The 22759-nt window shown below is 60.0% G+C and carries 24 protein-coding genes and 2 pseudogenes; 8 read left to right on the plus strand and 18 right to left on the minus strand.

Annotated elements, in window-relative coordinates:
• Positions 1–48: 48 nt before the first annotated feature.
• The 4 genes from KIP88_RS26650 to wrbA all read left to right on the plus strand — a co-directional run bounded on the left by KIP88_RS26650 (position 49) and on the right by wrbA (position 2296).
• Positions 49–678: a response regulator transcription factor gene (locus KIP88_RS26650; RefSeq protein ID WP_214491053.1), complete on the plus strand. Its 630-nt coding sequence runs from the start codon at positions 49–51 to the stop codon at positions 676–678.
• A gap of 71 nt (positions 679–749) precedes the next feature.
• Positions 750–1118 (plus strand): response regulator transcription factor, encoded by a 369-nt coding sequence (locus tag KIP88_RS26655; protein ID WP_214491054.1) that lies wholly within the window; start codon positions 750–752, stop codon positions 1116–1118.
• Between the two features lie 115 nt (positions 1119–1233).
• Positions 1234–1596, plus strand: coding sequence for a hypothetical protein (locus tag KIP88_RS26660; protein ID WP_249791036.1), 363 nt, complete (start codon positions 1234–1236; stop codon positions 1594–1596).
• A gap of 100 nt (positions 1597–1696) precedes the next feature.
• Positions 1697–2296, plus strand: a complete 600-nt coding sequence (gene wrbA, locus KIP88_RS26665) for an NAD(P)H:quinone oxidoreductase (RefSeq protein WP_214491055.1) — start codon at positions 1697–1699, stop codon at positions 2294–2296.
• A 128-nt stretch (positions 2297–2424) separates the two neighbouring features.
• Here wrbA and KIP88_RS26670 read toward each other — a convergent pair whose 3' ends face one another.
• Positions 2425–3585 (minus strand): IS30 family transposase, encoded by a 1161-nt coding sequence (locus KIP88_RS26670; RefSeq protein ID WP_214491056.1) that lies wholly within the window; start codon positions 3583–3585, stop codon positions 2425–2427.
• A gap of 211 nt (positions 3586–3796) precedes the next feature.
• On the opposite strand from KIP88_RS26670, the pseudogene KIP88_RS26675 reads away from it, so the two are divergent.
• Positions 3797–4458, plus strand: a pseudogene (locus KIP88_RS26675) (tyrosine-type recombinase/integrase).
• 210 nt (positions 4459–4668) lie between these two features.
• Here KIP88_RS26675 and KIP88_RS26680 read toward each other — a convergent pair.
• The 4 genes and pseudogenes from KIP88_RS26680 to KIP88_RS26695 form a co-directional block, all read right to left on the minus strand.
• Positions 4669–5301 carry a class I SAM-dependent methyltransferase gene (locus KIP88_RS26680; protein ID WP_214491057.1) on the minus strand — a complete coding sequence of 211 codons (633 nt, stop codon included), beginning with the start codon at positions 5299–5301 and terminating at the stop codon, positions 4669–4671.
• A gap of 100 nt (positions 5302–5401) precedes the next feature.
• Positions 5402–5995, minus strand: a complete 594-nt coding sequence (locus KIP88_RS26685) for a malonic semialdehyde reductase (RefSeq protein ID WP_214491058.1) — start codon at positions 5993–5995, stop codon at positions 5402–5404.
• A gap of 58 nt (positions 5996–6053) precedes the next feature.
• Positions 6054–6463 (minus strand): annotated as a pseudogene (locus KIP88_RS26690) (nuclear transport factor 2 family protein).
• Positions 6464–6493: 30 nt separating this feature from the next.
• Positions 6494–7228 carry an SDR family NAD(P)-dependent oxidoreductase gene (locus KIP88_RS26695; RefSeq protein WP_214491059.1) on the minus strand — a complete coding sequence of 245 codons (735 nt, stop codon included), beginning with the start codon at positions 7226–7228 and terminating at the stop codon, positions 6494–6496.
• A 279-nt stretch (positions 7229–7507) separates the two neighbouring features.
• Here KIP88_RS26695 and KIP88_RS26700 point away from each other — a divergent pair, with 279 nt between their 5' ends.
• Complete coding sequence (locus tag KIP88_RS26700; protein WP_214491060.1) at positions 7508–8404, plus strand: LysR family transcriptional regulator; 897 nt, start codon at positions 7508–7510, stop codon at positions 8402–8404.
• Between the two features lie 505 nt (positions 8405–8909).
• Complete coding sequence (locus KIP88_RS26705) at positions 8910–9212, plus strand: hypothetical protein (protein ID WP_214491061.1); 303 nt, start codon at positions 8910–8912, stop codon at positions 9210–9212.
• Positions 9213–9298: 86 nt separating this feature from the next.
• Here the strand turns inward: KIP88_RS26705 and KIP88_RS26710 are convergent, their stop codons facing one another.
• From KIP88_RS26710 to KIP88_RS26765, 12 genes are all read right to left on the minus strand, one after another.
• Positions 9299–9661: a hypothetical protein gene (locus KIP88_RS26710; RefSeq protein ID WP_214491062.1), complete on the minus strand. Its 363-nt coding sequence runs from the start codon at positions 9659–9661 to the stop codon at positions 9299–9301.
• A 103-nt stretch (positions 9662–9764) separates the two neighbouring features.
• Positions 9765–10628, minus strand: coding sequence for a hypothetical protein (locus tag KIP88_RS26715; RefSeq protein WP_374226516.1), 864 nt, complete (start codon positions 10626–10628; stop codon positions 9765–9767).
• Positions 10629–10789: 161 nt separating this feature from the next.
• The gene (locus tag KIP88_RS26720) at positions 10790–11062 is read right to left on the minus strand and encodes a hypothetical protein (protein ID WP_214491107.1); all 273 of its coding nucleotides are present in this window, start codon (positions 11060–11062) and stop codon (positions 10790–10792) included.
• Between the two features lie 1026 nt (positions 11063–12088).
• Complete coding sequence (locus KIP88_RS26725) at positions 12089–13033, minus strand: HlyD family secretion protein (RefSeq protein ID WP_214491063.1); 945 nt, start codon at positions 13031–13033, stop codon at positions 12089–12091.
• Positions 13030–13473: a DUF983 domain-containing protein gene (locus KIP88_RS26730; protein ID WP_214491064.1), complete on the minus strand. Its 444-nt coding sequence runs from the start codon at positions 13471–13473 to the stop codon at positions 13030–13032. Before KIP88_RS26730 ends, KIP88_RS26725 begins: the two co-directional genes overlap by 4 nt.
• Complete coding sequence (locus KIP88_RS26735; protein ID WP_214491065.1) at positions 13470–13679, minus strand: DUF1656 domain-containing protein; 210 nt, start codon at positions 13677–13679, stop codon at positions 13470–13472. Before KIP88_RS26735 ends, KIP88_RS26730 begins: the two co-directional genes overlap by 4 nt.
• Positions 13676–15730, minus strand: a complete 2055-nt coding sequence (locus KIP88_RS26740) for an FUSC family protein (protein WP_214491066.1) — start codon at positions 15728–15730, stop codon at positions 13676–13678. The genes KIP88_RS26735 and KIP88_RS26740 overlap by 4 nt, the downstream gene beginning before the upstream one ends.
• A gap of 9 nt (positions 15731–15739) precedes the next feature.
• The gene (locus KIP88_RS26745; protein ID WP_214491067.1) at positions 15740–16498 is read right to left on the minus strand and encodes a sulfite exporter TauE/SafE family protein; all 759 of its coding nucleotides are present in this window, start codon (positions 16496–16498) and stop codon (positions 15740–15742) included.
• Positions 16489–16809, minus strand: a complete 321-nt coding sequence (locus KIP88_RS48540; protein WP_214491068.1) for a DUF1127 domain-containing protein — start codon at positions 16807–16809, stop codon at positions 16489–16491. Before KIP88_RS48540 ends, KIP88_RS26745 begins: the two co-directional genes overlap by 10 nt.
• 101 nt (positions 16810–16910) lie before the next feature.
• Positions 16911–17396, minus strand: coding sequence for a transcriptional regulator (locus KIP88_RS26755; protein WP_249791037.1), 486 nt, complete (start codon positions 17394–17396; stop codon positions 16911–16913).
• A gap of 228 nt (positions 17397–17624) precedes the next feature.
• On the minus strand, positions 17625–18251 hold the full coding sequence (locus KIP88_RS26760) for a response regulator transcription factor (protein ID WP_214491069.1): 627 nt from the start codon (positions 18249–18251) through the stop codon (positions 17625–17627).
• Between the two features lie 435 nt (positions 18252–18686).
• Positions 18687–18899 (minus strand): hypothetical protein, encoded by a 213-nt coding sequence (locus KIP88_RS26765; RefSeq protein ID WP_214491070.1) that lies wholly within the window; start codon positions 18897–18899, stop codon positions 18687–18689.
• 589 nt (positions 18900–19488) lie between these two features.
• Here KIP88_RS26765 and KIP88_RS26770 point away from each other — a divergent pair.
• Positions 19489–19878 (plus strand): response regulator transcription factor, encoded by a 390-nt coding sequence (locus KIP88_RS26770; protein WP_283848530.1) that lies wholly within the window; start codon positions 19489–19491, stop codon positions 19876–19878.
• Here KIP88_RS26770 and KIP88_RS48270 read toward each other — a convergent pair.
• The gene (locus KIP88_RS48270; RefSeq protein ID WP_214491071.1) at positions 19873–22542 is read right to left on the minus strand and encodes a PAS domain S-box protein; all 2670 of its coding nucleotides are present in this window, start codon (positions 22540–22542) and stop codon (positions 19873–19875) included. The genes KIP88_RS26770 and KIP88_RS48270 overlap by 6 nt on opposite strands.
• Between the last annotated feature and the right edge of the window lie 217 nt (positions 22543–22759).

Consider the following 22759-nt stretch of genomic DNA (forward strand, 5'->3'; position numbering starts at 1 on the left):
TTTTGCCGTGCTATGGAGGCTTACTCTCACTAGTGGGTGGAATGCCGCATGCCCAACACGCCAAACGAATCTTCCGTCGTGCACATCGTCGACGACGATGTGGATCTGGGTGATGGGCTCAGCAGCGTGCTGCGCTCCGTGGGATTGAACGCGAAGACGTACCGTTCAACTCAGGAATTTCTGAGGGCTGACGACCTGGACGCTCCGGGATGCATCGTTCTCGACATCCGCCTGCCTGGGACCAATGGCCTCGACTTTCAGGAGGAACTCGTCGGGCTCGGAGTACGCTTGCCGGTGATCCTAATGACGGGACACGGCGACATTCCGATGTCGGTGCGTGCGATGAAGGCCGGCGCGGTCGATTTCCTGCCAAAGCCATTCCGCGACCAGGACATGATCGACGCGGTGACCGCCGCGATCAACCGCGACCGACTGCAACGCGCCAGTGAGCAGCAAGCGGTCGCCATCGTCGATCGTTACGCAACGCTGTCCCCACGCGAGCGCGAGGTGATGGCGCTGGTGACCGCAGGCAAGATGAACAAGCAGATCGCGGGTGAGCTGGGCTTGAGTGAGGTAACGGTCAAAATTCATCGCGGCGCAGGGATGCGAAAGATGGGAGCCCGTTCGTTGGCGGATCTTGTCCGCATGGCGGATACATTGAAGGACCGGACACGTTGAGAGCGCTCATGCATGTGCATTCGTCATGCCAATGGACAATTTCAGCGGCCAGCTCGCAAGGAGACCAGTTGATGGCGGCCGGACACCTGATTTCGATCGTCGATGACGACGCTGCTATGCGCGAGGCGCTGGTCGGGCTCGTTCGCTCGCTGGGCTACGAAGTGCGCGACTTTGCATCGGCCGAGGATTTTCTCGCATCGAACGATCTTGGACAATTTTCCTGTGCCATCACCGACATCCAAATGCCCGGGATGAATGGCTTCGAACTGAAACGTGAGCTCAGCACTCGTCATGGTTCGCTGCCGGTGATCATGATTACCGCCCGCGCCGAACCCGGCATCGAGGAGAAAGCGATGTCCAGCGGGGCGACCTGCTTCCTCCACAAGCCCTTCGAGGCACAAACTTTGGTGAGCTGCCTGCAACGAGTTCTGAGTATCTAGGCTGTTTGGGCTGCTATTGAAGGTTCGGCTACGATTGAAGCAGATTTGAACAAGCCCTGGCGTCATCCTTCCCATATATCCGTGGCAACGCTGATAACGCTTCGGAGATATGACGATGAAGAATCCTTTACTCGGCATGACAGCCGCCGCAGTCTCTCTTGTTGCTTTGATCTCGGTCGCGCAGGCTCGCTCGACCTACGACGGATCCTGGGACCTTCTCTTCGTGACGCAGAGAGGCGCGTGCGACCCGACCTATAACTTTTCCGTCAACATCACTGATGGAATCGTCACCCATCCAAATCTGGTGAGGTTCAGAGGCTATGTGGCGCGCTCGGGTGCCGTTCGCGCATCGGTGACCGTTCACGACAAGTACGCTTCCGGCTCAGGCCGGCTCTCGAGCAATTCCGGCGGCGGCAGGTGGACCGGCTATTCGGGAAGTGCGCGCTGTTTAGGGTACTGGACCGCTCAGCGGAACTAGCGCCTTCCCACTGATGGTCGGCGACCCGGACCAGCCACGGCTGATCGCTCAACTCCCCGCGACATTCGCAGCGTCAAACAAACTCAGTTGGAGCTTCACAATGAGCAAAGTTCTCGTTCTCTACTACTCCTCGTATGGACATATTGAGCAGATGGCCCAGGCAATCGCTGAAGGCGCGCGCAGCGCAGGCGCGCAGGTCGACATCAAGCGCGTTCCCGAAACAGTCCCTGAAGCGATCACCAAAAGCGCCCACTTCAAACTGGACCAGAATGCGCCCGTCGCAACGGTGGCTGAACTCACCAACTACGACGCGATCATCGTCGGGACCGGCACGCGGTTCGGACGCATGTCATCGCAAATGGCTGCCTTCCTCGATCAGGCAGGTGGGCTGTGGGCGCGCGGCGCGTTCAACGGCAAGGTCGGTGCCGCTTTTACGTCAACTGCTACTCAACACGGCGGCCAGGAAACGACCCTGTTCTCGATCATCACCAACTTGCTGCACTTCGGTATGACCATCGTCGGGCTTCCATACAGCCACCAGGGGCAGATGACCTTGAGCGAAATCGTCGGCGGCGCCCCCTATGGAGCGACAACCATCGCCGGCGGCGATGGCTCGCGCCAACCCACGGAGATCGAATTGGCGGGCGCCCGTCACCAGGGGGAGCTTGTCGCCAAGACGGCGAACAAGCTTTTTGGATGAGAACAAATGACAGGCAACTGAGATGTCGAATTTCGGCGCCCGCTACTGTCCGAAGGCCGGCGGCGTTCTCCTTCCGCGAAAAGCCTGTGCCGCGGGTCTGCGGCGAACGTCCGTTTTGCGCGGCGGGTTCAACCGATCGCTGCAACACATTCTGCGAACTTCTCAGCCGGCGTCTGATAGAGAAAGGTCTTTCTCGGCCGTTCATTGAGCTGCCTTGCGATGGCACTGAGCTTAACCTGGCTGTGCAAGGACAGATCGGTGCCGCGCGGAAGGTACTGGCGCAGCAATCTGTTGGTGTTTTCGTTTGATCCGCGCTGCCAGGGAGATCGAGGATCACAAAAGTAGACCTCGACCTCGGTGGCCAATGTCAGGCGTTGATGGTCCGCGAGTTCCTTGCCTCTGTCCCAGGTCAGCGACCGGTAAAGTTCGCTGGGCAATCGCTGCGATTGCTTGATCAGTGCCGAGACAACGCTTTCGGTATCTTTGTTCGCAACCTTGACCAGCATCACGTAGCGCGAATGGCGCTCGACAAGCGTTGCGACATAACTATTCCCCGATCCACCGATCAGGTCGCCCTCCCAATGGCCTGGCACCGCACGATCTTCAACCGACGGCGGTCGCTCGCTAATGGATACGGCATTCTTGATCTGGCCGAGCCCGTTTCGTTTCATGCTGGCGTGCCTGGACCGGCGGACCGTGCGCCTCGCCCTCAGGTGCTCAAGAAGCTCCTTTTTCAGCACGCCGCGGGCCTGAATGAACAGGCTGCGATAGATCGTCTCGTGTGACACCTGCTTTTCAGGTTCCCCCGGATATGTGCGCTTGAGCCAGCCGGCAATTTGCTCCGGTGACCATTGCCGCTGCAGCAAGGCTGATACTGTCCGCCTCAAGAACGGACGGCAAGCCAGCTTGCAAAGCTTCGGGCGCCGCGCCCGATCCCACCCGGCCTGATCGGACCTCGCAGCCCGATAGCGATCCGCCCCGCCATTACGCTGGACTTCACGGCTGATGGTTGACGGAGATCGTCCCAAGTGGCGCGCGATCGACCGCAACGAGCAACGCATGCTGAGCCATCGAGAGATCTCCTCTCGTTCAGAAGGGCTGAGTGTCCGCTTGGAACGGCGGCGATCTGGAGGACGAATTCCGCCCGTTGGCGAGATTACCGAGAAGACAGAAGAGGACTCCCGGTCAAACCGGCGCCCGATCGCATTCATCGGCTCCCCAGCCTGCCAGCGATCCCAGATCTCTGACCGCTGCGCTGCCGAGTAATAGATGCGACGCCGCTGTTTCATGACTACACTCCATCTTTGGACAAGGATTAGAGTGTTGCGTTGATCAGTTGAACCCGCCGCCATAAGCTGCCGGTCGCGAATTCTGTTTGGGGGAGCCAGACTGCTCAGTCGTTATAGATAATTCGCTCGCGATAGAGCGACGCGGAGGGCGGGTTGGCGGAGGAGCTCTCATGCTTGTACGCCTGTCGGCAGTGCCCAACGACCTTGGAATATGGGATTGCTCATCGGTCAGAAGAAACCTCTTGAACCGAAGCACGTATGGTCCATTCCCGTTCGCCTAGAAATCGCACGATCGTGGCGCGACCTAGTAATCTCTAACCTGGCCATCGACAGCAAGCTTCGCGCCTCCGACCTAGTCAAACTTCGATTAGACGACATTTGCTCAGGAGCAAAGGTGTGGCAACGAGCAACTATTGTTCAAAAGAAAACAGGTCGACCAGTTCAGTTCGAGATCATGGAGCAGTCGAGAAGCTCCGTTGAAGCCTGGTTGCCAATGCTCCGGGCCACTGGCTCCCGATATCTCTTCCCAAGTCGACTTCATGCAAGCCCCACATATCGACCCGCCAATATGCACGGCTGGTGCATCACTGGGTCGAGAGCATCGGCTTAGAGTCGGCCTCTTATGGCACGCACTCGATGCGGCGCACGAAGGCCGCCCAGATTTACCGTAAGACTAACAACTTTCGCGCAGTGCAAATCTTCCTCGGACATACGAAGCTGGAGAGCACGGTCCGATATCTCGGGATTGACGTGGATGACGCTCTAAATATTGCCGCAGATCGAGCTCTAATCGTCGACCACCGGCATCGCGCCGGTGGTCACTTAGCGCCAGCAGCGGACTCTCCGGCCAAGTCAAATTTTGACCTTAGCTGACTTGGTCCCGCGCCCCCGCCCGGCCGCACAGACTCCTGCTGACCGTTGTCTGTAGTCAATGTGAGCAGGACCGCGCATGTCACCCGCCCCATATGTGATTGTGATGGGCCCAAAGCCGACTTCGTGGCGGCAAGCAGGCTTGTCTCGATGTCTTCGATTGGCTGTCTTGCACTCATCGAGAGGTCGACATTAAGTCTGCGCGGGGACCTGTTAGGGCTTCACGAACCGATAGGCGAAGCGATCGGTCTCGCCCTTGATCGAGGTATCGAACACCTTGATCGAGTGCGGATCGTCCTTGTTCGCGAGCATGGCGCTTTCCGCGTCCAGTACGAAGCCGACCGCCTCCACCTCCGCACGAACGGATGCAGGCTCAATCCGATGCAGCGACTGGGCGTCGCTAGTGCCCGCTCCGACGGCGGCGGCGTGGTCCACGATGACGTAGGCCCCACCGGGCTTCAGCCGCTCGTAGACGGCTCGATTGAACTGAGCCGCCGTCGCGCCCCTGGCCTGGATCAGTTCAGTGTGGAGATCGTGGTAGAACAGGTGCAGCCACAGGACGTCCGCTGGTTGCGTGGCCTCCGGCATCGCCACGAGGTCCGCCGAGACGGCTTCGACGTTCTCCCGGCCCGGCTCCTTCGCAAGCGTCCGCATGCGGCCGACCGGGTCGTTCTTGAAATGGGCGACTTCGGCCGGCACGAAGCTGTAGACCCGTCCTTCGGGTCCCACGACGTCGGAGAAGAGACGGGTCCAATCGCCGTCGCCTGGGTAAACGTCGATGACGGTGGCGCCGGCATCCACGCGTGCGAACCGGATCAACTCGGATAGCTTGGATTGGTCGTACATTGGGATCTCCATTACGTTTGGGGATTCGACGAGCGTGCGGAACGGCGATCCACGGCTCATTCACCGTCGACCCCGAAAAGCTCCCGCTAGACGGGTGGGCCTAGGCCCAGCGACCGGCCTCCTCAAAACTAAGGCGAGGGTTGCGTGGAAACAGGGAAGCCGGATCGCCGTAGCCAATGCTGCAGATAAAGTTCGACCGGATCCGCGTGCCGGCAAAAAAGACCTTATCCACGCCAGCGTTGTCGAAGCCCGACATGGGGCCGCAGTCCAGTCCCAACGCGCGTGCAGCGATGATCAGGTAAGCACCCTGCAGCGTTCCGTTTCGCATTGCCGTCGCCTCGCCCACGCCTGGCGCCGCGAAATACTTCTGCATGACCTCGGCATTATGAGGCAGAAGCTTTGGTAGCTCGCCGGCGAAATCCAAACCGTGGGCGATGATGACCGTGACGGGAGCCTTCAGAATTTTGGGCTTGTTCGGCTCCGCGGCAAGCCCGGCGAGCGTTGCCTTTCCGTCGGCGCTACGCATCCAGACAAACCTGGCGGGACTGCTGTTCGCGGATGTCGGTCCCCATTTCATGAGATCATAGACTTCGCGTACCAGAGTGTCCTCAACAGGACGATCAGCCCAACCGTTCGGGGTGCGAGCGGAGCGAAAAATCTGGTCAAGCGACTGACCGTTTAAAGCGGAAGTCATGGATAGAGCCCATTTAGATTAGAGGATGTCAGGCAGCATAAATCACCGTCGAACTCGACTACGTCTTTGCGTCGGTCTGCGAGGCCCGCGCCAGTGCTCGCGTGTCGATGTATTCCTGGATGCGGGCGACTTTGCCGTCTCGAACGGTTATGTCGAAGACCCACTCGTCCTTGAACGGCCTATTCGTGGCTTTGATTTTTCCCGTTGCGACGCCGACGACCATAACCCGGTCTCCCTGCGCCACGAATTCTGGGGGCCTCGGGTACTGCGTTTCCACCTCTTCGGACGCCTTCTTGAGCACAGCCGCCAACTCCGCGTGCCCGCAGTGCGTGCCTGCCAGCGGCCAGCCTTCGCCCGGAATGATCCACTCGATGTCTTCAGCAGCCAACGCCAGCAGATCGCGCGCGTTGCCGCTGCCCATGGCTGCAAAGAAATTCTTCACAAGCGGATATTCTCTTCGGTGCTCATCGTATCTCTCCGTTTTGGCTCTGAGTGAATTCAGATGGCCGAGAAGCCGCCGTCGACGGACAACTCCACCCCATTCACGAAGCTCGAATCGTCTGAAGCAAGAAACAGCGCGGCTGCCGCAATTTCCTCGGGACGACCCATCTTTCCCCGCGGGATCAGGGATTCGAACATCTGCTTCGCTTCGTCGCTGAGAACCTGGTCCTGCATCGGTGTGGCGATCGGCCCTGGGTGCAGCACGTTCACCCGGATATTCCTGCCCTTGAGTTCGTTGAGCCACCCGCGTGCGAATGCGTGCAACGCCGCCTTGCTCGCCGCATACACGCTGTAACCAGGAAAACCTTTCAACGAAGCAACTGACCCAGTCATGAAGATGGATCCGCCATCGTTGAACAGCGGCAACGCCTTCTGGACCGTAAACAGCGTGCCGCGCGTATTCAGGCCGAAGGTCGCGTCGAAATGCTGCTCGGTAATCTCGCCCAGTGGGACGGCTTCGCCCGTGCCAGCGCTCGCATACAGGATGTCGATCCTGCCCTTTTCCCGCTTGACCGTGTCGAACAGACGGTCGAGGTCGTCGAGATTGGCCGCGTCGCCGCGCACGCCGGTCACGTTCCGGCCGATCAGCTTGACGGCCTCGTCCAGCGCCTCCTGTCTCCGGCCCGTGATGAAAACATAGGCGCCTTCCTCAACGAACCGCTGGGCGCTCGCCAGCGCCATGCCGCTCGATCCACCCGTGATGACTGCAACCTTACCTTCAGGCTTTCCCATGACTGCTTCCCTTCCAGGCTTCCGCCTCTGATCGTTTGGGGACGCCCCCGAGAACCTCGACATAGGTCCGCCGGGGTCAGGCGTTGAGTGCGGAAAAGCGCACATCTGTGGTGCGAAAACGATCCGGGTCGATAATTGACGCCGGCCGCGATTATCGGAGGTTGCCGGTCCGAATTGGGCCGCGCTCATCGCTGGAAGCTATGATTTCAGCCAACACCGCTATACGATCCGTTAGATACGGGCTTTTGGAACGCGCACCGTGTGGTGCTGGATTGCACCATGATCGACTGGGATGACATTCGCTACTTTCTCGCCGTCGCGCGCGGCGGCTCGGTGCGGGCTGCCGCCAAAAATCTTGGAGTGAACCACGCGACCGTGCTGCGACGCATCGCCCAGCTTGAGGAACGCCTCGGGGCGCTCATGTTCGAAAAGCTGCCTGCGGGCTACCGCCTGACGGCTGCGGGCGAGGAGGTCCTCGAACTCGCAAAGCAGATGGAAGCGTCGTCGCTCAAACTGGAGACGCGCGTCTTGGGTCGGGACCAGAGCGTGCGCGGGCTCCTACGGGTGACGCTGGCGCCACCCCTCGCGACACACCTGCTCATGCCGGACCTCGCCGATTTCGCGGGTCTGCATCCGGACATCGAGATGGAAATCTTGTCGTCCGGCGAGCTGGCAAATCTGACCAACCGAGAGGCCGACGTCGCGATCCGCGTCGTTTACGACCGCAAGACCCTGCCGCTAAATCTTCACGGCCTGAAAGGACCGGAGGTGTTCGGCGGCGTCTACATGTCTCGCGATCGACTGGCCGCATGGCGTGCGGGCGCGCCTGATCCTGTCCGGTGGATCGTCATAAGCATTCATGGAATTCCGGATTGGGCCACCGAAGGTGAGGTTCGCGCCACGGGGGTTCCGTTCAGGACCACGGACGCCGAGACGCAGTTGGTTGCTGTACGGCAAGGTCTCGGGATCACGACACTGCCGTGCTTCATCGGAGATACGGACCCTGTGCTGGTGAGGGTGCCCGGCACCAATCTGCACATGTACGGAACGCTCTGGCTTCTCACCCAGGGGGAGACACGCAAGACGAAGCGCGTGCGGCTCTTCACGGAGTTCGCATCCCGCAGACTCGCCGCATACGCTCCGCTTTTCGCGGGGCAGTCTGTATCGCGCGACTGATCTGCAGCAGGTCGCCATCGACGCTTGCAATCGGCAAGTGCCTGCGAGCGCACACCCCGCAGCGTACGCATTGAAATTTCCGGAGTCACAGCACCGTGCCGGCCTCTCAAAGACTCAGGGACATCACGATCGGAGCAAGTCTCGGGAGGTGTTTGTTGCCTCATTGGCACTTAGCCGCCGGCCGGCGTTCGGCCTATGTCCGCCTTGCGCCACAAGCGGCCGATCAGAAATGGCCGCTTGGGCGAGAACAAAGGTCGAGTTTTGACGCGATTCGGCTCGCTATAAAGCGACGCGGAGGGCGGGATGGCGGAGGACTGTCATGCCCACGCCGCCGTCGGCGTCCCGGGACTGCCGCGGAAGTTCGGCGGCCCCGACTTTGCAAGGGGAAGCGTTTCAATTCGGAGATAATTTCATCAATGATCGAATCGCTGATTTACGGCAGTTCGAGGCGGGCGACCCGCCTCGAACGTGTCAGTGACTGGCAGCCTTTGCAGGGAGAACACGTATGACGAATTCCGAGGATAATCCGCCTCCCGCTGTCGGGGCCTATTGGATCAAGGAGGAAGATTATCCAGCGCTGGTGCAACTTCTCGACGATGGCGACAAGATGCCACCGAGCTGGAAAGAATGGCTGAAGATGGCCGAGGAAATGGAGCAAGGGCTCAAGGCCTATGGACACGTCGTGCTGCGTGTTTACATCGACCCCGCGACATTCCCAGACTGGTGCGCCGCCCATCGTACGATCCCGGGCAGCGCCGGACGCAGAAAGTTCGTCGCGGCTGCGGTAACCGAGAGATATGGCCGATAAGCCTGACCGGCATCGTCTGGGCGGGACGCCAGCCCAGCCTCGAACAGCACGTTCGGCCCGGCCTGCCCTTGAGGCTTGAATGCGTGCTAGTTGTTTCGTTGCGCGGTCCAATATCCCGAGCAGCGCCCACCTCCAGCGTGACCGCTCCAGGTCCCGCGGCCGGCGTCTCGCGTTAACCTCCCCGACCCTGATGCGTATTTGTCGTGGACCGTCACCGACGCGCGAACCGCGCCCGATTTTCCGACATACCCGCTAAACTTCACCAGATTGGGATGCGTCACGACGCCGTCGTTTATGCTCACTGAAAAATTGTAGGTCGGATCGCAGCTTCCGCGTTGTGTAACGAAGACGAGATTCCAGGGACCGTCATAAGACGTTCGGGCTTCGGCAGCCGTCGCCAGGGTAAGGCAGGCACAGCCAATGACATTCGCGATCAGTCGCTTGTTCATTATCTTCTCCTCCAGAGGAATTGGTTGACGTTCAGTGAGGCAGCAGCAGTCGTAGGGTTGGGAATTGTTAGCTCCTCTTGGTCAATCGTAGCTGTTCGTTCTTTCACCTTGCATTCCAAGAGCCAGCGCGCATTTCGGCCGCCCTCGCCGGCGGCGGTGTTCCGTCGACATGTTGGGTTGATCTCGCCGACTCTGGATTTATCTCGGTCGTAACCGCGCTACTTACGAAGCGATCCTGCGCAGGTTTGGCCGTCAGTTCGACCAACGCGGGGCTGCCCGGCTGAGCAACCATATCGGTGGTGACCAGATTGGTCAGTCGTAATTCGTCCCGAGACAGTTCATGCAGATCTTCCCACGGCGGCACGTTCAGCGACAGCGACAGCAGATCACCCGTGCCGCCCATGTCGAAGGTGTATTTGGCGAGACGCCCGATATCGCGTTCCACGATCATCAGATCATCTGCGCTGTAGGTCGCGGCCCTCGCGTCATTGGCGCGGTCACCCATCCAGATCTGATGTACCCGAACATGGGCAGTCTCGGGCACGTAACGCGCCGTGCCCGACAGAAGCAGGAACACGCACATTGATTCGCAATAGGCCACGGGCGCCATGTTGGCAGGAGTGCTCTGCGCGGTATTGGTCTGAACGCTGATGCCGACAGTGGTCAGCGCCCCGAGACTGCGCCAGCGCCGTCCAAGCGCGATCGCGTCGTTGACCGAACCGCCGCTTGAATTCAGCACGATGGTTACGCCGCCGAGGTGTCGGCCGCGCGCGAATTCATCAAATTCCCTTGGACTATCGGCGGTTACGATACCGGCAGCGCTGACCCAGCCCCGGCAATTCGGCTGGCAATCGACCCAGGTGAACTTCATCGGCAGTTTGCGTGTTTCGAGGGCGGCGCCGGCATGTACTGAACCGCTCAGCATAGCCACCAATGCGATGCAGAGGCCGGCGCCAACGAGCAGCATCCAACCTCGGATTTCCGCCCAACGAGCACGATCAGAGGCTCGATCGGAGATGCGGGCGCGCTCCGAGGTTTCGGCCCTCAAGCTTGTCGCCAGGCGGATCGAGAGCGAAGCGACAAACAGGAACATCGGTATCACGAACATGGTGGCGTAACCTCGGCCGACTAATGGGTTGGGTTAGCCGCATCGCGACGGCGCACATACACCGGCGACAGCTGATGCGGCCCGGCCGGCGGTAGAGCTTGGGAATTGAATTTTAGCCAGGGCTGATGCTTGGCGCGCCATTTCGGGCCGGGGCCACGCATGTAGTGCAGTCCGGGCCGATAGCTGTCGCGCACGTCCATCATCAGGTTGCGAACCATGCTGGCGAAGTCGGAGGCTGACTTAGCCATCTTGCGAGCGAAGCCTGACAATGCGGTCGGATCTATGATTCTCATGGCTGAACTCCTCCTGTTGTCCTGCCGCTCGACACTTCGGCAGACAACCCAAGTGTAGTCACGAGAAATGGACCAAAACCATTGCGCCGAGGTCGATCTCGTACGGTACATTGGCTGAGATGGGCATACCTAGGTTTAGGGTGTGCCTACCTGGGCTTTGCAACCGATGGGAACGTCGCACCTCGTTCGAGCGACATCGGCCGCTCAGCCGGGTGACGGCGTTTGTCCTCCAGGTGCACTCGCGAGTTCGCAAGGACCCTGACAAGCGACAAGTCAAATCTGCCGGCTTATCATTGGGCAGTTTTCAGGCTTTAGCTCATTTGCTGCGCTGAAGAATTGGTCGATATCGGAGGTGTAGCGGACATACGAAACCGGCAACACTCCGGTTATTTATGGGTCGCCTTAAACCAACGGATAATAGGCTCCATCCGATTTCGTAGTGTGAGCCTACCTCGGTACTGGGTGGCCATCCCGCGTGCAATAGCTTCAGACGTCGCTGGGTGATACGGATCAAAGTCGATGTATGAAGATTGAATGCAATGCAACGGAACCGAACCCGCGAGCCGGCAGTTGCAAGACAGGGTCGGCGGCGTAGCGCCCGCCGGCCTTTCTCTTGATTAAGCAGCGAACTGAGCTTCTCGACGTTGCGGTGATTTTGTGCCGTCACCTCGCGCGACGTTCATGATCAACGACGAAGGCATCCCTCCGCAGCGCCCTGCCGACGCGCCTGGTTCAGCGATTTGTTGCAAAACTGGAGCCTCTCGGGAAGGCCTACGCCAAGCAGCACATGCTCAAGCCACCCGACGTGTCGCGGCGCCTGAATGCCGACGGACTTCGCACGGGCGCATAAGTTGTTCAGCTGCACATTCGGCGGAATATCTCCCTCGGTGCGACTCACGCTGCTAATTCGTCAAGAGCGGCAAGGGCTTTTGCGCCGTAGACGGTCCCTGGTGCCCCATTCCACCGGTGCGGTAGATCGCCGGGGCGAGCGCCCCTTCGGGATTGGAGATATCGAAACCTCACCGCTCAGTCGGACAAGTGCGAAAGTCCCAGTGCGGCCCGCTGTGGGGTGCTTGGTCGGCTATGGGCGCTACCATGCGATGTCGAACCGAGCACCTCGACAGTCGCCGTGGCCCCCGCAACGAGCTCGTTTCGCTCAGCGCGGTCGAGCGCAATACGGACTGGGACACGCTGCGCCAGCCGCACCCAGTTGAAGGTCGGATTGACGTTGGCGAGAAGGGTGGCGCCTGCACTGCGATCGCGATCCTCGATACCAGCCGCGATGCTTTCGACCCTTCCGCGCAAGGTGTGATTGGTGCCCATTAGTCGCACGCTGACGGCATCGCCCAGGTGGATGCGCGGCAGCTTGGTTTCCTCGAAATAGCCCTGGACGTGCAATGTGTCTGAATCGAGCAGCGCCATCACGCCCTTTCCCGGGGTCAAATAGGTCCCCGGACGCAGCTCCATGTTGGTGACGACGCCATTGACGGAGGCTCGCACCTCGCTGCGCTCGAGGTTGAGTTTGGCTAGAGCAAGGTCCGCGGCGGCCTGGTCATGGGCAGCCTGGGCCGAACCCTGCGTGGCGACGATCTGGTCCATCTTCTGCTTGGATACGACGACGCCGGGCGTCAGCGCGCTGTAGCGCGTCAGGTCGGCGTTGGCCTGCTCAAGCGTGGCGCCCTTGCCCAGCAACACCGCCTCGGCTTGCTTCAGCGCGATCTCATACCGCGCGCGATCGATCCGGAACAGGACGTCGCCGCGCTGGACTTGCTGGTTGTCCTTGACGAGCACATCGGTAACGAAGCCGGAGACATCAGGAGCGATCGGAACCACTTCGGCGCGAACGTGACCATCACGGGTCCAGGGCGCTTCAAAATAGTAATCCCACAATTTGTAGCCGGCCCAGAGCGCGGCAAGCGCCATGACACCGGTCAGCGAAAAGCGGCGCAGCAAATTCAGAAGGGCTTTCATGACACCAACTCCTTGGAGACGACGTTCGGCAGGGGCGCGGCATTATCGCGGGATTCTCGATCCCGGCGGCGCTTGGCGATTTCGAAGCCGTGCATGCCGGTCTGCCATTGCAGGCCAACAATTGTCCCCTTTACAGGCTGTAGCAAAAAGAGTGCCGCAAGCCCGGTTACGGGCACCCAGATCAGCAATTGAAGCCAGACGGGAGGTGAATAGGCCATCTCGACGGCAAGAAGCGCCGGCACGACAAGATGGCCAACGACAGCGATCACAAGATAGGCCGGAAGGTCGTCTGCGCGTTGCGGTGTGTAATCCTCGCCGCAAACCTCGCAGCTGTCGACCACCTTCAGAAAGCGGCCGAACAGATGACCTTGACCGCAGTTCGGGCACTTCATCGTGAACCCGCGCCATAAGGCTTTCGAGAACGAAACAGGGACGTTCATGAGAAAAACTCCTTCGAAGCGAAGACGAGGCTGGTGACGATGCAGACATAAAGCGCGAAATCGAACAGTGCAGGATGCCAGACATGGCGATAGAGGCCGTTCCGCCCCATCACCTTGCTCACTCCGCGGGCGAGGACATAGGCAAGCACGCTCCAGAGCAGGAGGCTCGGAACGATGACGCCGAACAGATCAAGTTCGTATTTCATGCGGCAACTGTCCTGTGTTCGATTTCTCGTGGTTGATAGGCCGGCGATTCCGGGAAAAGCCCGGCGCGAACCCCGGCGAGGCCCATGAGCACCTGATCGCGCGACTCGCCCGACGACTCCTGCAACGTAGATGCGATCGTGTCGTCGAGCTGTCCCACCAGGTCATCGGGAAGCGGGCCGGTCGTGTGGATCCTGCAAATCGGGGCAAGACGGGCGAAGAATGCTTCGATTGCCGCCCTCGCGCGGCGGGACAGGCCAAGGCTCGCCCGCCTGACGTCGATGATGCTCAAAGCCGTCCGCAGTTGACGAAGATTGGCGGCGTCGCTCCTTGCCTCGGCGGGAACCACGGTAATCCGCGTGGCCAGCAGGGCCAGGCGATGCTGCATGAGGCTGGCAATCGCAAAACGATCCTGGTCCGACCTGCGTTCGGCAACCGCAGCAAGCGTTGTCCAATTGCTTCGGAGCAATCGGCTTGCGATCCACCCAGCCCCGAGCAGGCGAACGATGCCGCAGATCACGCCGGTAAGCGCGACCCCGAACATCAGCGCTACGCTGGAATTGGCATAGGACGAGAAATCGGCCGAGTAGGTCTCAGTCAGCGCCAATTGTACCGAGAAGTAGATGGCAAGCATTGCGCCAACGCGCGCGGTCGCGGGCCGCGCCGCCATCCAGCCGAACAGCACGAAAATCGGCGTCAGCGCGGCAATCAACATCTCAAAGGCCGTTATCCGTGGCAGCACGCCAAACAAGTAGATTCCGTGTACCGCGATGACGATGAGGAATAGCCCGTAGAAATTGCGGAATGTCGGGAGGGGGTCGTCGACGCCGGCAAGCAGACTGCCGACGACCGCGGCGAACAGCGGAGCGGCCACGCCGTCAGGCCAGCCGGCCGCGATCGGGAAGGCGCAGCAACCCAGCACGGCAAGGGCAACGGACGCAGCCGCCAGGAGCGCGGACCCGTGATCCCGGTGCGGAACGACCATGGTCAACGTGTCAGGTTTGAAGACCAGCGGAAGCTGCTCCGGATGGCGACCATCGGCGATCGCCTCGCGCAGAAGCCGGCAACCGTGCATGACGTCGACGAGATTGCGCAGCCGAATGACGAGACCGGCGACCTTGATGTCTGTCCAGCCGGCATCCACGTCCAGCGCCGGCTGGACTTCATCAAGCGCTGTGCGCAACGCATCCGTTTCCTGTTCATCGTGACCGCCCTCTTCGAGCCACCGCGCGATCCTTGCGCCGATTGCGGCAACGCGCTCTGACGCCTCTCCGTCCGAGTTGAGCGCGAGCTTGCGGTCCTCGAGCGATCCGAGCAGAGGAAGTAGCGACAGCATATGTTGTCGCAGACGCTGCAACCCTTGCGCAATATTCGTGGAAGCGGCGACCTCATAGCCGAGATGCCGCCCAAGCTGGTCGATTTCGGAAGCCGCGGCCGCAAGCCGGATGCGTTCGTTGTCACGATCCTGATCGCTGCCATGGCCGGCGAGGACATCCACGCCAAGCCGGCGTGCAGCGCCGAGCCAGGCATCCGCTTGCGTGGTGACTGCAGAGGCGACGCTCCGTGGCAGGACGACCATGGCAACGACACTCGCACAGATAATTCCGAGCGTGATTTCCTGCACGCGGGCGACCACGATGTCGAAAGCCGCCTGCGGCACCGAGACGATAGGAAACCCGAGCAGCGCCACGGTGTAACCGGCCAGCATGAAGACGTAGCTGCGCGGTGTGCCGTCGATCAGCGAGAGGTAGAGACAAATGCCGACCCACAGCGCGATGCCGAGGCTGAGCAATTCCGACGCATTGACAAGGTTCGGCACCAGGACGATCGTCCCTGCTGCGCCGATCAGCGTTCCCAGGATGCGATAGACGGCTTTCGAGTAGGTCGCCCCGGTGAACAGGTTGGCGGTGATGTAGACCGAAGCCATCGCCCAATAGGGTCGAGGCATATCCAGCAGGAGCGCGATCGAGAATGCCAGCATTGCCGCTGCAAACGTCTTCAGCGCAAAGACGAGGGCGGCATGTCGATCCCAGAATGAGAAAGGTTGGTTCATGGCAGCCCCTCACCCGAGATAGCCGGAAATGCCGTCCCACAACAACTTCAATGCCGTCACGACCAGCAATCCGTAGCAGGCCCGATAAATTTGGCGCTGGTCCAGCCTGCCGTGAAGCCCCCAGCCCAGCCATACACCGGCGGGGATGGCGAGCAGGCAGACTGCCATCACGATCCAGACGTTGCCGGCCGGTCTCACCAGCAGCAGCCACGGCACCGCCTTGGTGGCGTTGCCGACGGTGAAGAACATGCTCGTCGTTCCGGCATAGACTTCCTTGCTGAGGCCGAGCGGCAGCAGGTACATCGCCAGCGGCGGTCCGCCGGAATGCGCCACCATGGTGGTGACTCCCGAGGCGAGACCGGCAGCGACCGCCTTCGGCGACGACCGTGGACGAACCGTCACGTCAGAGCCTCCGACGAGCCATAGCGCAACAAAGATCAAGGTGATCACCGCCATCACGATCGCGACGGCACGATGGTCCATGACGCGGAACAGCAGATAACCGAGCCCGATGCCGAGCACGAGCCCGGGCAACAGCAGCGCAAGGTCCGGCTTCGACCACGTCGAGGGCTTCCAGTAGCGCAGGGCATAGACATCCATTGCGATGAACAATGGCGCCAGAAGACCGCCGGCCGTCACCGGGTCCATCACGAACGACAGCAACGGAATGCCGACAATGGAGAACCCGCCGCCGAACGCGCCCTTCATGAAGCAGATCAGGAACACGCCGGCAAAAGCGACCAGGACCGTGGTGACCGTTAGCTCCATGGGATCGACTCTGCAGCTGACGTACGTCCTCTTGCGCGCGGGCCGACCGCGGTCTGGAGCGCAGTCGAGGAGGTAATCATCATATCCTCGCCAAGTTCGGAAGCGTCCATGAAGCCGTGGACCGCCGCTTCAATCTGGGAACGCGCGAGGCCAATGTCTCGCAACGCGCGATCGTCGAGCTCCCGAAGCCATTCAATGGCCGCACGACGGGCGACATGGCGCTCGATGCTATCCAGACAGGCGCTGAAAAGTCGGGAGAATGTGCCGGTTCTCCCGGTGGCCGCCGATGCAATGCTGGCTGCTGCAAACATTTTTGATCTCCTATGGTTGGCTCGCGGAACTGCGGCGCGATCGGTTGGATGCCGTGAACGAGAAGGGCTTGAGGCCGTGACACGCACCTTCGAAAGAGAGTTCATGGGCGCTGGACCCCTGCGGCGACCTCGGCGACGAAGCTATAGCCGCGTCCGGGAACATTGATAATGAATCGATTCCCGTCTCGTCCGTCGCGCAGCGTCCGACGCAATGCGGAAACATGGACAGTGAGATTGGCTGGCTCGACAAAGATATTGGGCCAAACGCGAGCCAATAATTCTTGCTTGGTGATCAACTCGCCGGGGCGTTCCAGCAAGGCAACAAGGATTTCCAGAGCACGGCTTCCCAACTGGACTGGCTTATCGCGCTCCAGCAGTAGAAACTGTGACGGGATCAAGCGAAACGGTCCGAACGAAATTTCGGTCGGCCCGACACGGTCTGGCCCGGTTGCTAGCTTGGGGAATTGCTGGTCCGCATGCGGACTTCGGTCTGCCTGCATTGTCCGAACTGCGGGCTTTGGATGAAGTTGTACCAACGCCGGCCGGGACAGATGCCGGTATGCCTCACTCAATGCTGATGCGCGCATGATAACCTCGCCTGCCATTGGAAGAGCGGCAGCAGAAATCGATCTCGTGCAGCGCAATTTGATGGATTTGGGGCTGGCGAGCTATTGCACGCGGGTTGCACGCAACCGATCAACAGGGCTGTCCCGTGTAAACCTAAATTTACGGGCCACGGCGCGTGCGGCCCTCGACGCGGAAACAACGACCTGACTATTGGATCCAAGCGATTAGCGATCGCGCGGGGATCAAGATTACGTCTTGTCAAGCACCAGCTTGAGCTTGTCGATCATTCGGCCCAGTTCCGGCAGTGAACCCGCTTTCATCTTCTGCATCGCCCGGCTGCGGTGTACCTTCACCGTGGCTTCGGCAATGCCGATATCGTGGGCAATCTGCTTGCTGAGACGGCCGCGGGCGACCTGAATCATGATCTCGCGCTCCCTGGGGCTGAGCGAGGCGAAACGCTCCTTCAGGCCGACCAAATCCTTCTCGTTTTCACGGCGTGCGCGATCGCGAGATAGGCCGAGTTGAATGGCATCGAGGAGATCCTGATCGCGGAACGGTTTGGTCAAGAACTCGATGGCACCTCCCTTCATTGCTTGCACGGACATCGGGATGTCGCCGTGCCCCGTGACGAAGATAATTGGGATATCCCTGTTTTCGGCAGCAAGCTCTTTCTGCAAATCTAGACCGCTTTGCCCAGGCAACCTGACGTCCAACACCAGACACGTGGGCCCGTCTGGTGGATTGGACTTAAGAAAGTCGGTGATAGAGGCAAACAGCTGGACGTCGTGATTGAGCGACCGCAACAACCGTCCAACCGAGGCGCGAACGTCCGGATCGTCGTCTATGACCAAGACCGTAGAGTTGGCGTCAGACATCGCTGCTGCTCGAACTAAAGGATCGTAGAACTTGGGCCGTTGTGTTGGTTCGCAGGTTCGGCCACTTAGTTCTAGTTCCAATCCCTTTACCTGAACAGCCCCATTCTCCTGCAGAGGCGGCGCGCGTACATCATAATTTATACGCAATGACACGGCCTGGCGATTCTCCTTGGCCCGCTGTCGCTTGTGTCGGTCGACTCTTGGTGGGAACTCAATCTACGGTTGGTCCGATAGCGCGCTGGCGGAATCTTGCTCAACCCGCACGACTTGCTTGGCGATTGTTAAAATCTGCAGTGACGCTGGTCAGGCCACCGACAGCGGTCCTGTGAGAGCTGTTGGTGCGGGATGTCGGAGGACTTCATGTTTGTCCTCAACTGGTGGAGGATATCGTCTCAGTTCTTTACGATGCCCGCGCCCTAAGCCCTACCAATTAGGTCACGTCGCCTCGCGTTCAGCCCGAGCTGCTGCCCGAGCCAACGCTTTAGCAGCATCGTCACGAGAAGCTTTCTCAGCTCGCCGTTCGTATTCGTCGGCAAGCGCTTTAAGCTGACTTGCAATCACATTGTCGGTCATGGTTTGCGCAGCGCCGAGCAGAGTCCGCGCTGTCTTCAGATATTGCTGGCCTCGTTGTGAGATCTGGAACGTCATAACGCCCTCGCGATTCGCTGAGTTGAAGATGAAGGAACTTTCAGCCAGCCCACCCAATTGAGATCGCGTTCGTGGCGCACTCTGAAACGGTCGACGCACTTCCTGGAGCAAAGCGAGGTTCCCCACGAGTAGTGGCGGACCAGTCCAAACTTGCCATCGCAAACTGCACATCCCGTGGCTTTGCGAGATCCAAGGCTGTCGGAGTGGTTGGGCATTGTTGCTTCTCCTCTATCGCAGTATTGCCGACCCGAGCAGCCTAGGACGATCGCGACCGGTAGCTCCATTGAGCGCAGGTCGACGCCGGCCCTCCAGAGGAGCCACAGCACGATACGAAGGTTTACTGGCTGGCTTTGGTCCTGGAGATCGTCAGGCGATGATCCAAGCGATCTCGTTCATCCCTACCGGAAAGCTAAATGACGAGCCACGACTCGTCAGCTCGTACGATTGTAGGTCTAAGGTAAGCCAAAGCTTAGGGGCACCGGCATTGCCGCCGGTGGTATTCTTGAGTCACGTCAACAATCCCATGCGGAGCGACGGCAGTGTTGGCTGCCTTCATAGCGAATCCGAACTAACTGGCACAGGCTGCATGATGAAAACGGTATTGGTGTCAGTGGTTGAAGACGATCGGTTCTTTCGTGAGTCGATGCAAAGACTCATGAGGTCACTGGGCTATATGGTTGACGCATTTTCATCGCCAGGGGAGTTTCTTGTGTCGCCTCGTCTCGGCGAAACAGCATGCTTGATCGCTGACGTACACATGCCTGCGATGACCGGACTCGAACTCCATCGACACCTGGTCGAGAGGGGGCACCAGATTCCCACAATCCTCGTCACCGCCTATCCCAATGACGCTGACCGCGCCCGCGCCCTTGGCGACGGAGCCCTGTGTTATCTTGCCAAGCCGATCGATGAACAACATCTATCGCAGTGCCTTCGCACCGCTCTCACTTCTGGAAGTCCTCAGAAGGACGGCTCATGACTTTATTTCTACGCCGGGCAGAATGAACTGGAATACGGCGCCGCGAGGCGCGTTCGCATCCGCCCACAGCCGGCCCCCGTGGGCATTGACGATCGATCGGCAGATCGACAGCCCCAATCCCGTTCCATTCGACTTCGTGGTGTGGAAGGCCTCGAAAAGGCGATCCACATGCGCCGGATCGATGCCCGGGCCGGAATCACGCACGACGACGAGGGCGCCGGCAAGATCCTGTTCGGTGCTGACCAGTAACTCTCGGACCCCTGTCTCAACCGAACCCATCGCTTCGACCGCATTCAAAATCAGATTCATGACCACCTGCTGCACTTGTACACGATCGCCGTGAACGAGAGACAATCGGTCCGCGAACCGGGTCTGAACGGTGACGTCGTGGGCGCTGATCGCGCTTCGTGCCAACACGATCACTTCGGATATCGCAGCATTAAGATCGAAATGGTGCTTTCGCGGAGGTGCCTTCCTGATCTGGTCACGGATTCGACCAATGATGTTTCCGGCTCGATCGGTATCGTCCACTACGCAGCCGAGCGCCTCCGTAACCTCACGCAGATCCGGCGGCTTCCTGTCCAGGAAGTTCATGGCCGCGCGAGCGTTGTTGCGTGCGCTGGCGATCGGCTGCGTGATTTCGTGCGACAGTGAGGCAGCCAGCTCCCCCATGATGCTCACGCGGTTCACGTGGGCGAAATCGGACTGCAACTGCTGCAATCGCTCCAGCGCGCGCGTGCGATCCTCGATGTCAGTCAGCAGCACATACCAGCGCAAAATACGGCCGGAGTCGTCGCGAACAGGGACGCCTCGGTTGTCGAACCACCGGTATTCTCCGTCGAAACGCCGCAGGCGTTGTTCGATTCGGTATGGAGTCCCGGAAGCGATCGATTTCGCAAAAACCTCGGCGACATGGGGAAGGTCTTCACTGTGTATGGTTCCGTTGGTGCCCCAGTTCTTCAGCTCCTCCAACGACTGGCCACAATAGTCGAGGATTTGCCGATTGACGTTTTCAACGTCGCCGTTCGGGGCCAGGACTCCAACGAGGCCGGGGATCCCGTCAAGGGCCGAGCGCAGGCTCCGCTCGCTTTCGCGCAGCGCATCCTCCGCGCGAATGATCGCGGTCGCGTCCGTTCCGGTGCCGCGATAGCCGAGAAATTCGCCGTTCGTGTCAAATACGGGCTTGCCACTGGCTTTCACATACATCGGGGAGCCGTCGCCGCCAGCGGCGAGGTATACGAAGTCACGGAACGGCTCGCGTGAATCCATAGTGGCCCGGATAACCCGCCATTTTTCCGGTTCGGCTTCAAGGTCAAGGGCACGCTCCCAGGCTGCGGTGCCAAGTCGACCGGACGGGCTGGACCCGAACGCATTGCCGGTCAACCGCGTCAATTTGTGGTCTGGACCCATCTCCCAAAGCCAATCGGACGCCGTTTCGGCATAATCGCGGAACCGCTCTTCGCTCTCACGCAATGCGTTCTCGGCGCGCTTACGCTCGGTCAAGTCGAGCACGAACGCGACGCCCTCGTTGCCACCCCTTTTGAACAGCGCGGCGCCGATCAGCACGGGAACGCGACTGCCGTCTTTCCGGAAATACTCCTTCTCGAACGGCTGAACGGTTCCGATTGAGTTCAGTTCCGCCTGGGTACGCAAGTCGCGTTCGCGCCATTCCGGCGGACTCAGTTCGGGCCAACGCATACGTCCCCTAATCAAGTCCTCTCGGTCGTATCCCAGGATACGGAGAAACGCATCATTGGCCTCAACGATTCGACCTTCAAGGTCGGCAACGAAAATCCCGATGATGTTGGAGTCTACCAGACGCTGAATCTTCCCTTCGCGATCCGCAAGGTCGCGATAGAGCCGGGTATTCTCCAGCGAGATCGCCGCTTGTGCCGCAAGCACCTTCAACAAGGTGACCCGGTCGGGCGTAAAAACGTGCGACGTCAAACTGTTTTCGAGATAGAGAATGCCGTTGAGTTTTCCCTGGTTGATCAATGGCAGACTAAGGATGGACCGGGCGCGGCTCCGAACCATGTAGGGATCGGACGAAAACGGGTTCTGAGACAATGCATCCCCGAGGATCACGCCCTCTCCTGTGCGCATTGTGTACCGAATAAGCGACTCCGGCACCGCACCTTCAGTACGCCTATTGCTCCTCCACGCATGCACGGCGACATCATTTCCGCTTGCGGTCGCTTCCGCGTCTATTTGCAGCTCGTCACCTTGCGGGACAATCAAGAGACCCCGCTCCGCACCGGCGTGCTGTAGCGCCGCCCGCATGAGCTTGTCGATGAGCTTTTCCAGGACGATCTCGCCTGACAGCGCTTGCGACACGTCGATCATCGTCGCAAGATGTTTCGTTGCTGCCTGGTTCTGAAGCGATAGCAGCGTCGTGATGGCGATGGCCGCGAGGCTCACAAGCGCGCGCAGGGCAGGCGAAGCGACCGCACCCAGATCGTGCGAAAGCAGATGTGCGGCTATTGTCAGCACGACGCACCCGCACGCGGCGATAATGATATCGTTGCGGCGGGTGGTTTTCGCGGCAAGCAGAATTGCGACGACGTAGAGCACGGCGATGGCGCCCTCCAATGGAGTGAGGACGTCAACGAGAAAGACCGCAAGGGCGAGCATTGCTGAGGAGAGCCGCAGTGCGGTGTGACTCATGGATGAACTCGTGCTCTGATCATGTGCAACTATCGTGAATTGGCATTGTCGTCACTCCTGACGCTCCGGTCGGCGCTTCCGAATTCCGCTCGGCATGCGAGCCTCACAGGCGCCCGTTGGCTCAACTCCCTGCGGAAATCCTAGCGCATTTCCGAAGAAATGGCAGCCGTACGTTGACGTCGGCTGAGCCGGCGTACGCGTACTCCGCCCACCGTTT

The sequence above is a fragment of the Bradyrhizobium sp. SRL28 genome (genome assembly GCF_018596315.1).
Classification (GTDB): domain Bacteria; phylum Pseudomonadota; class Alphaproteobacteria; order Rhizobiales; family Xanthobacteraceae; genus Bradyrhizobium.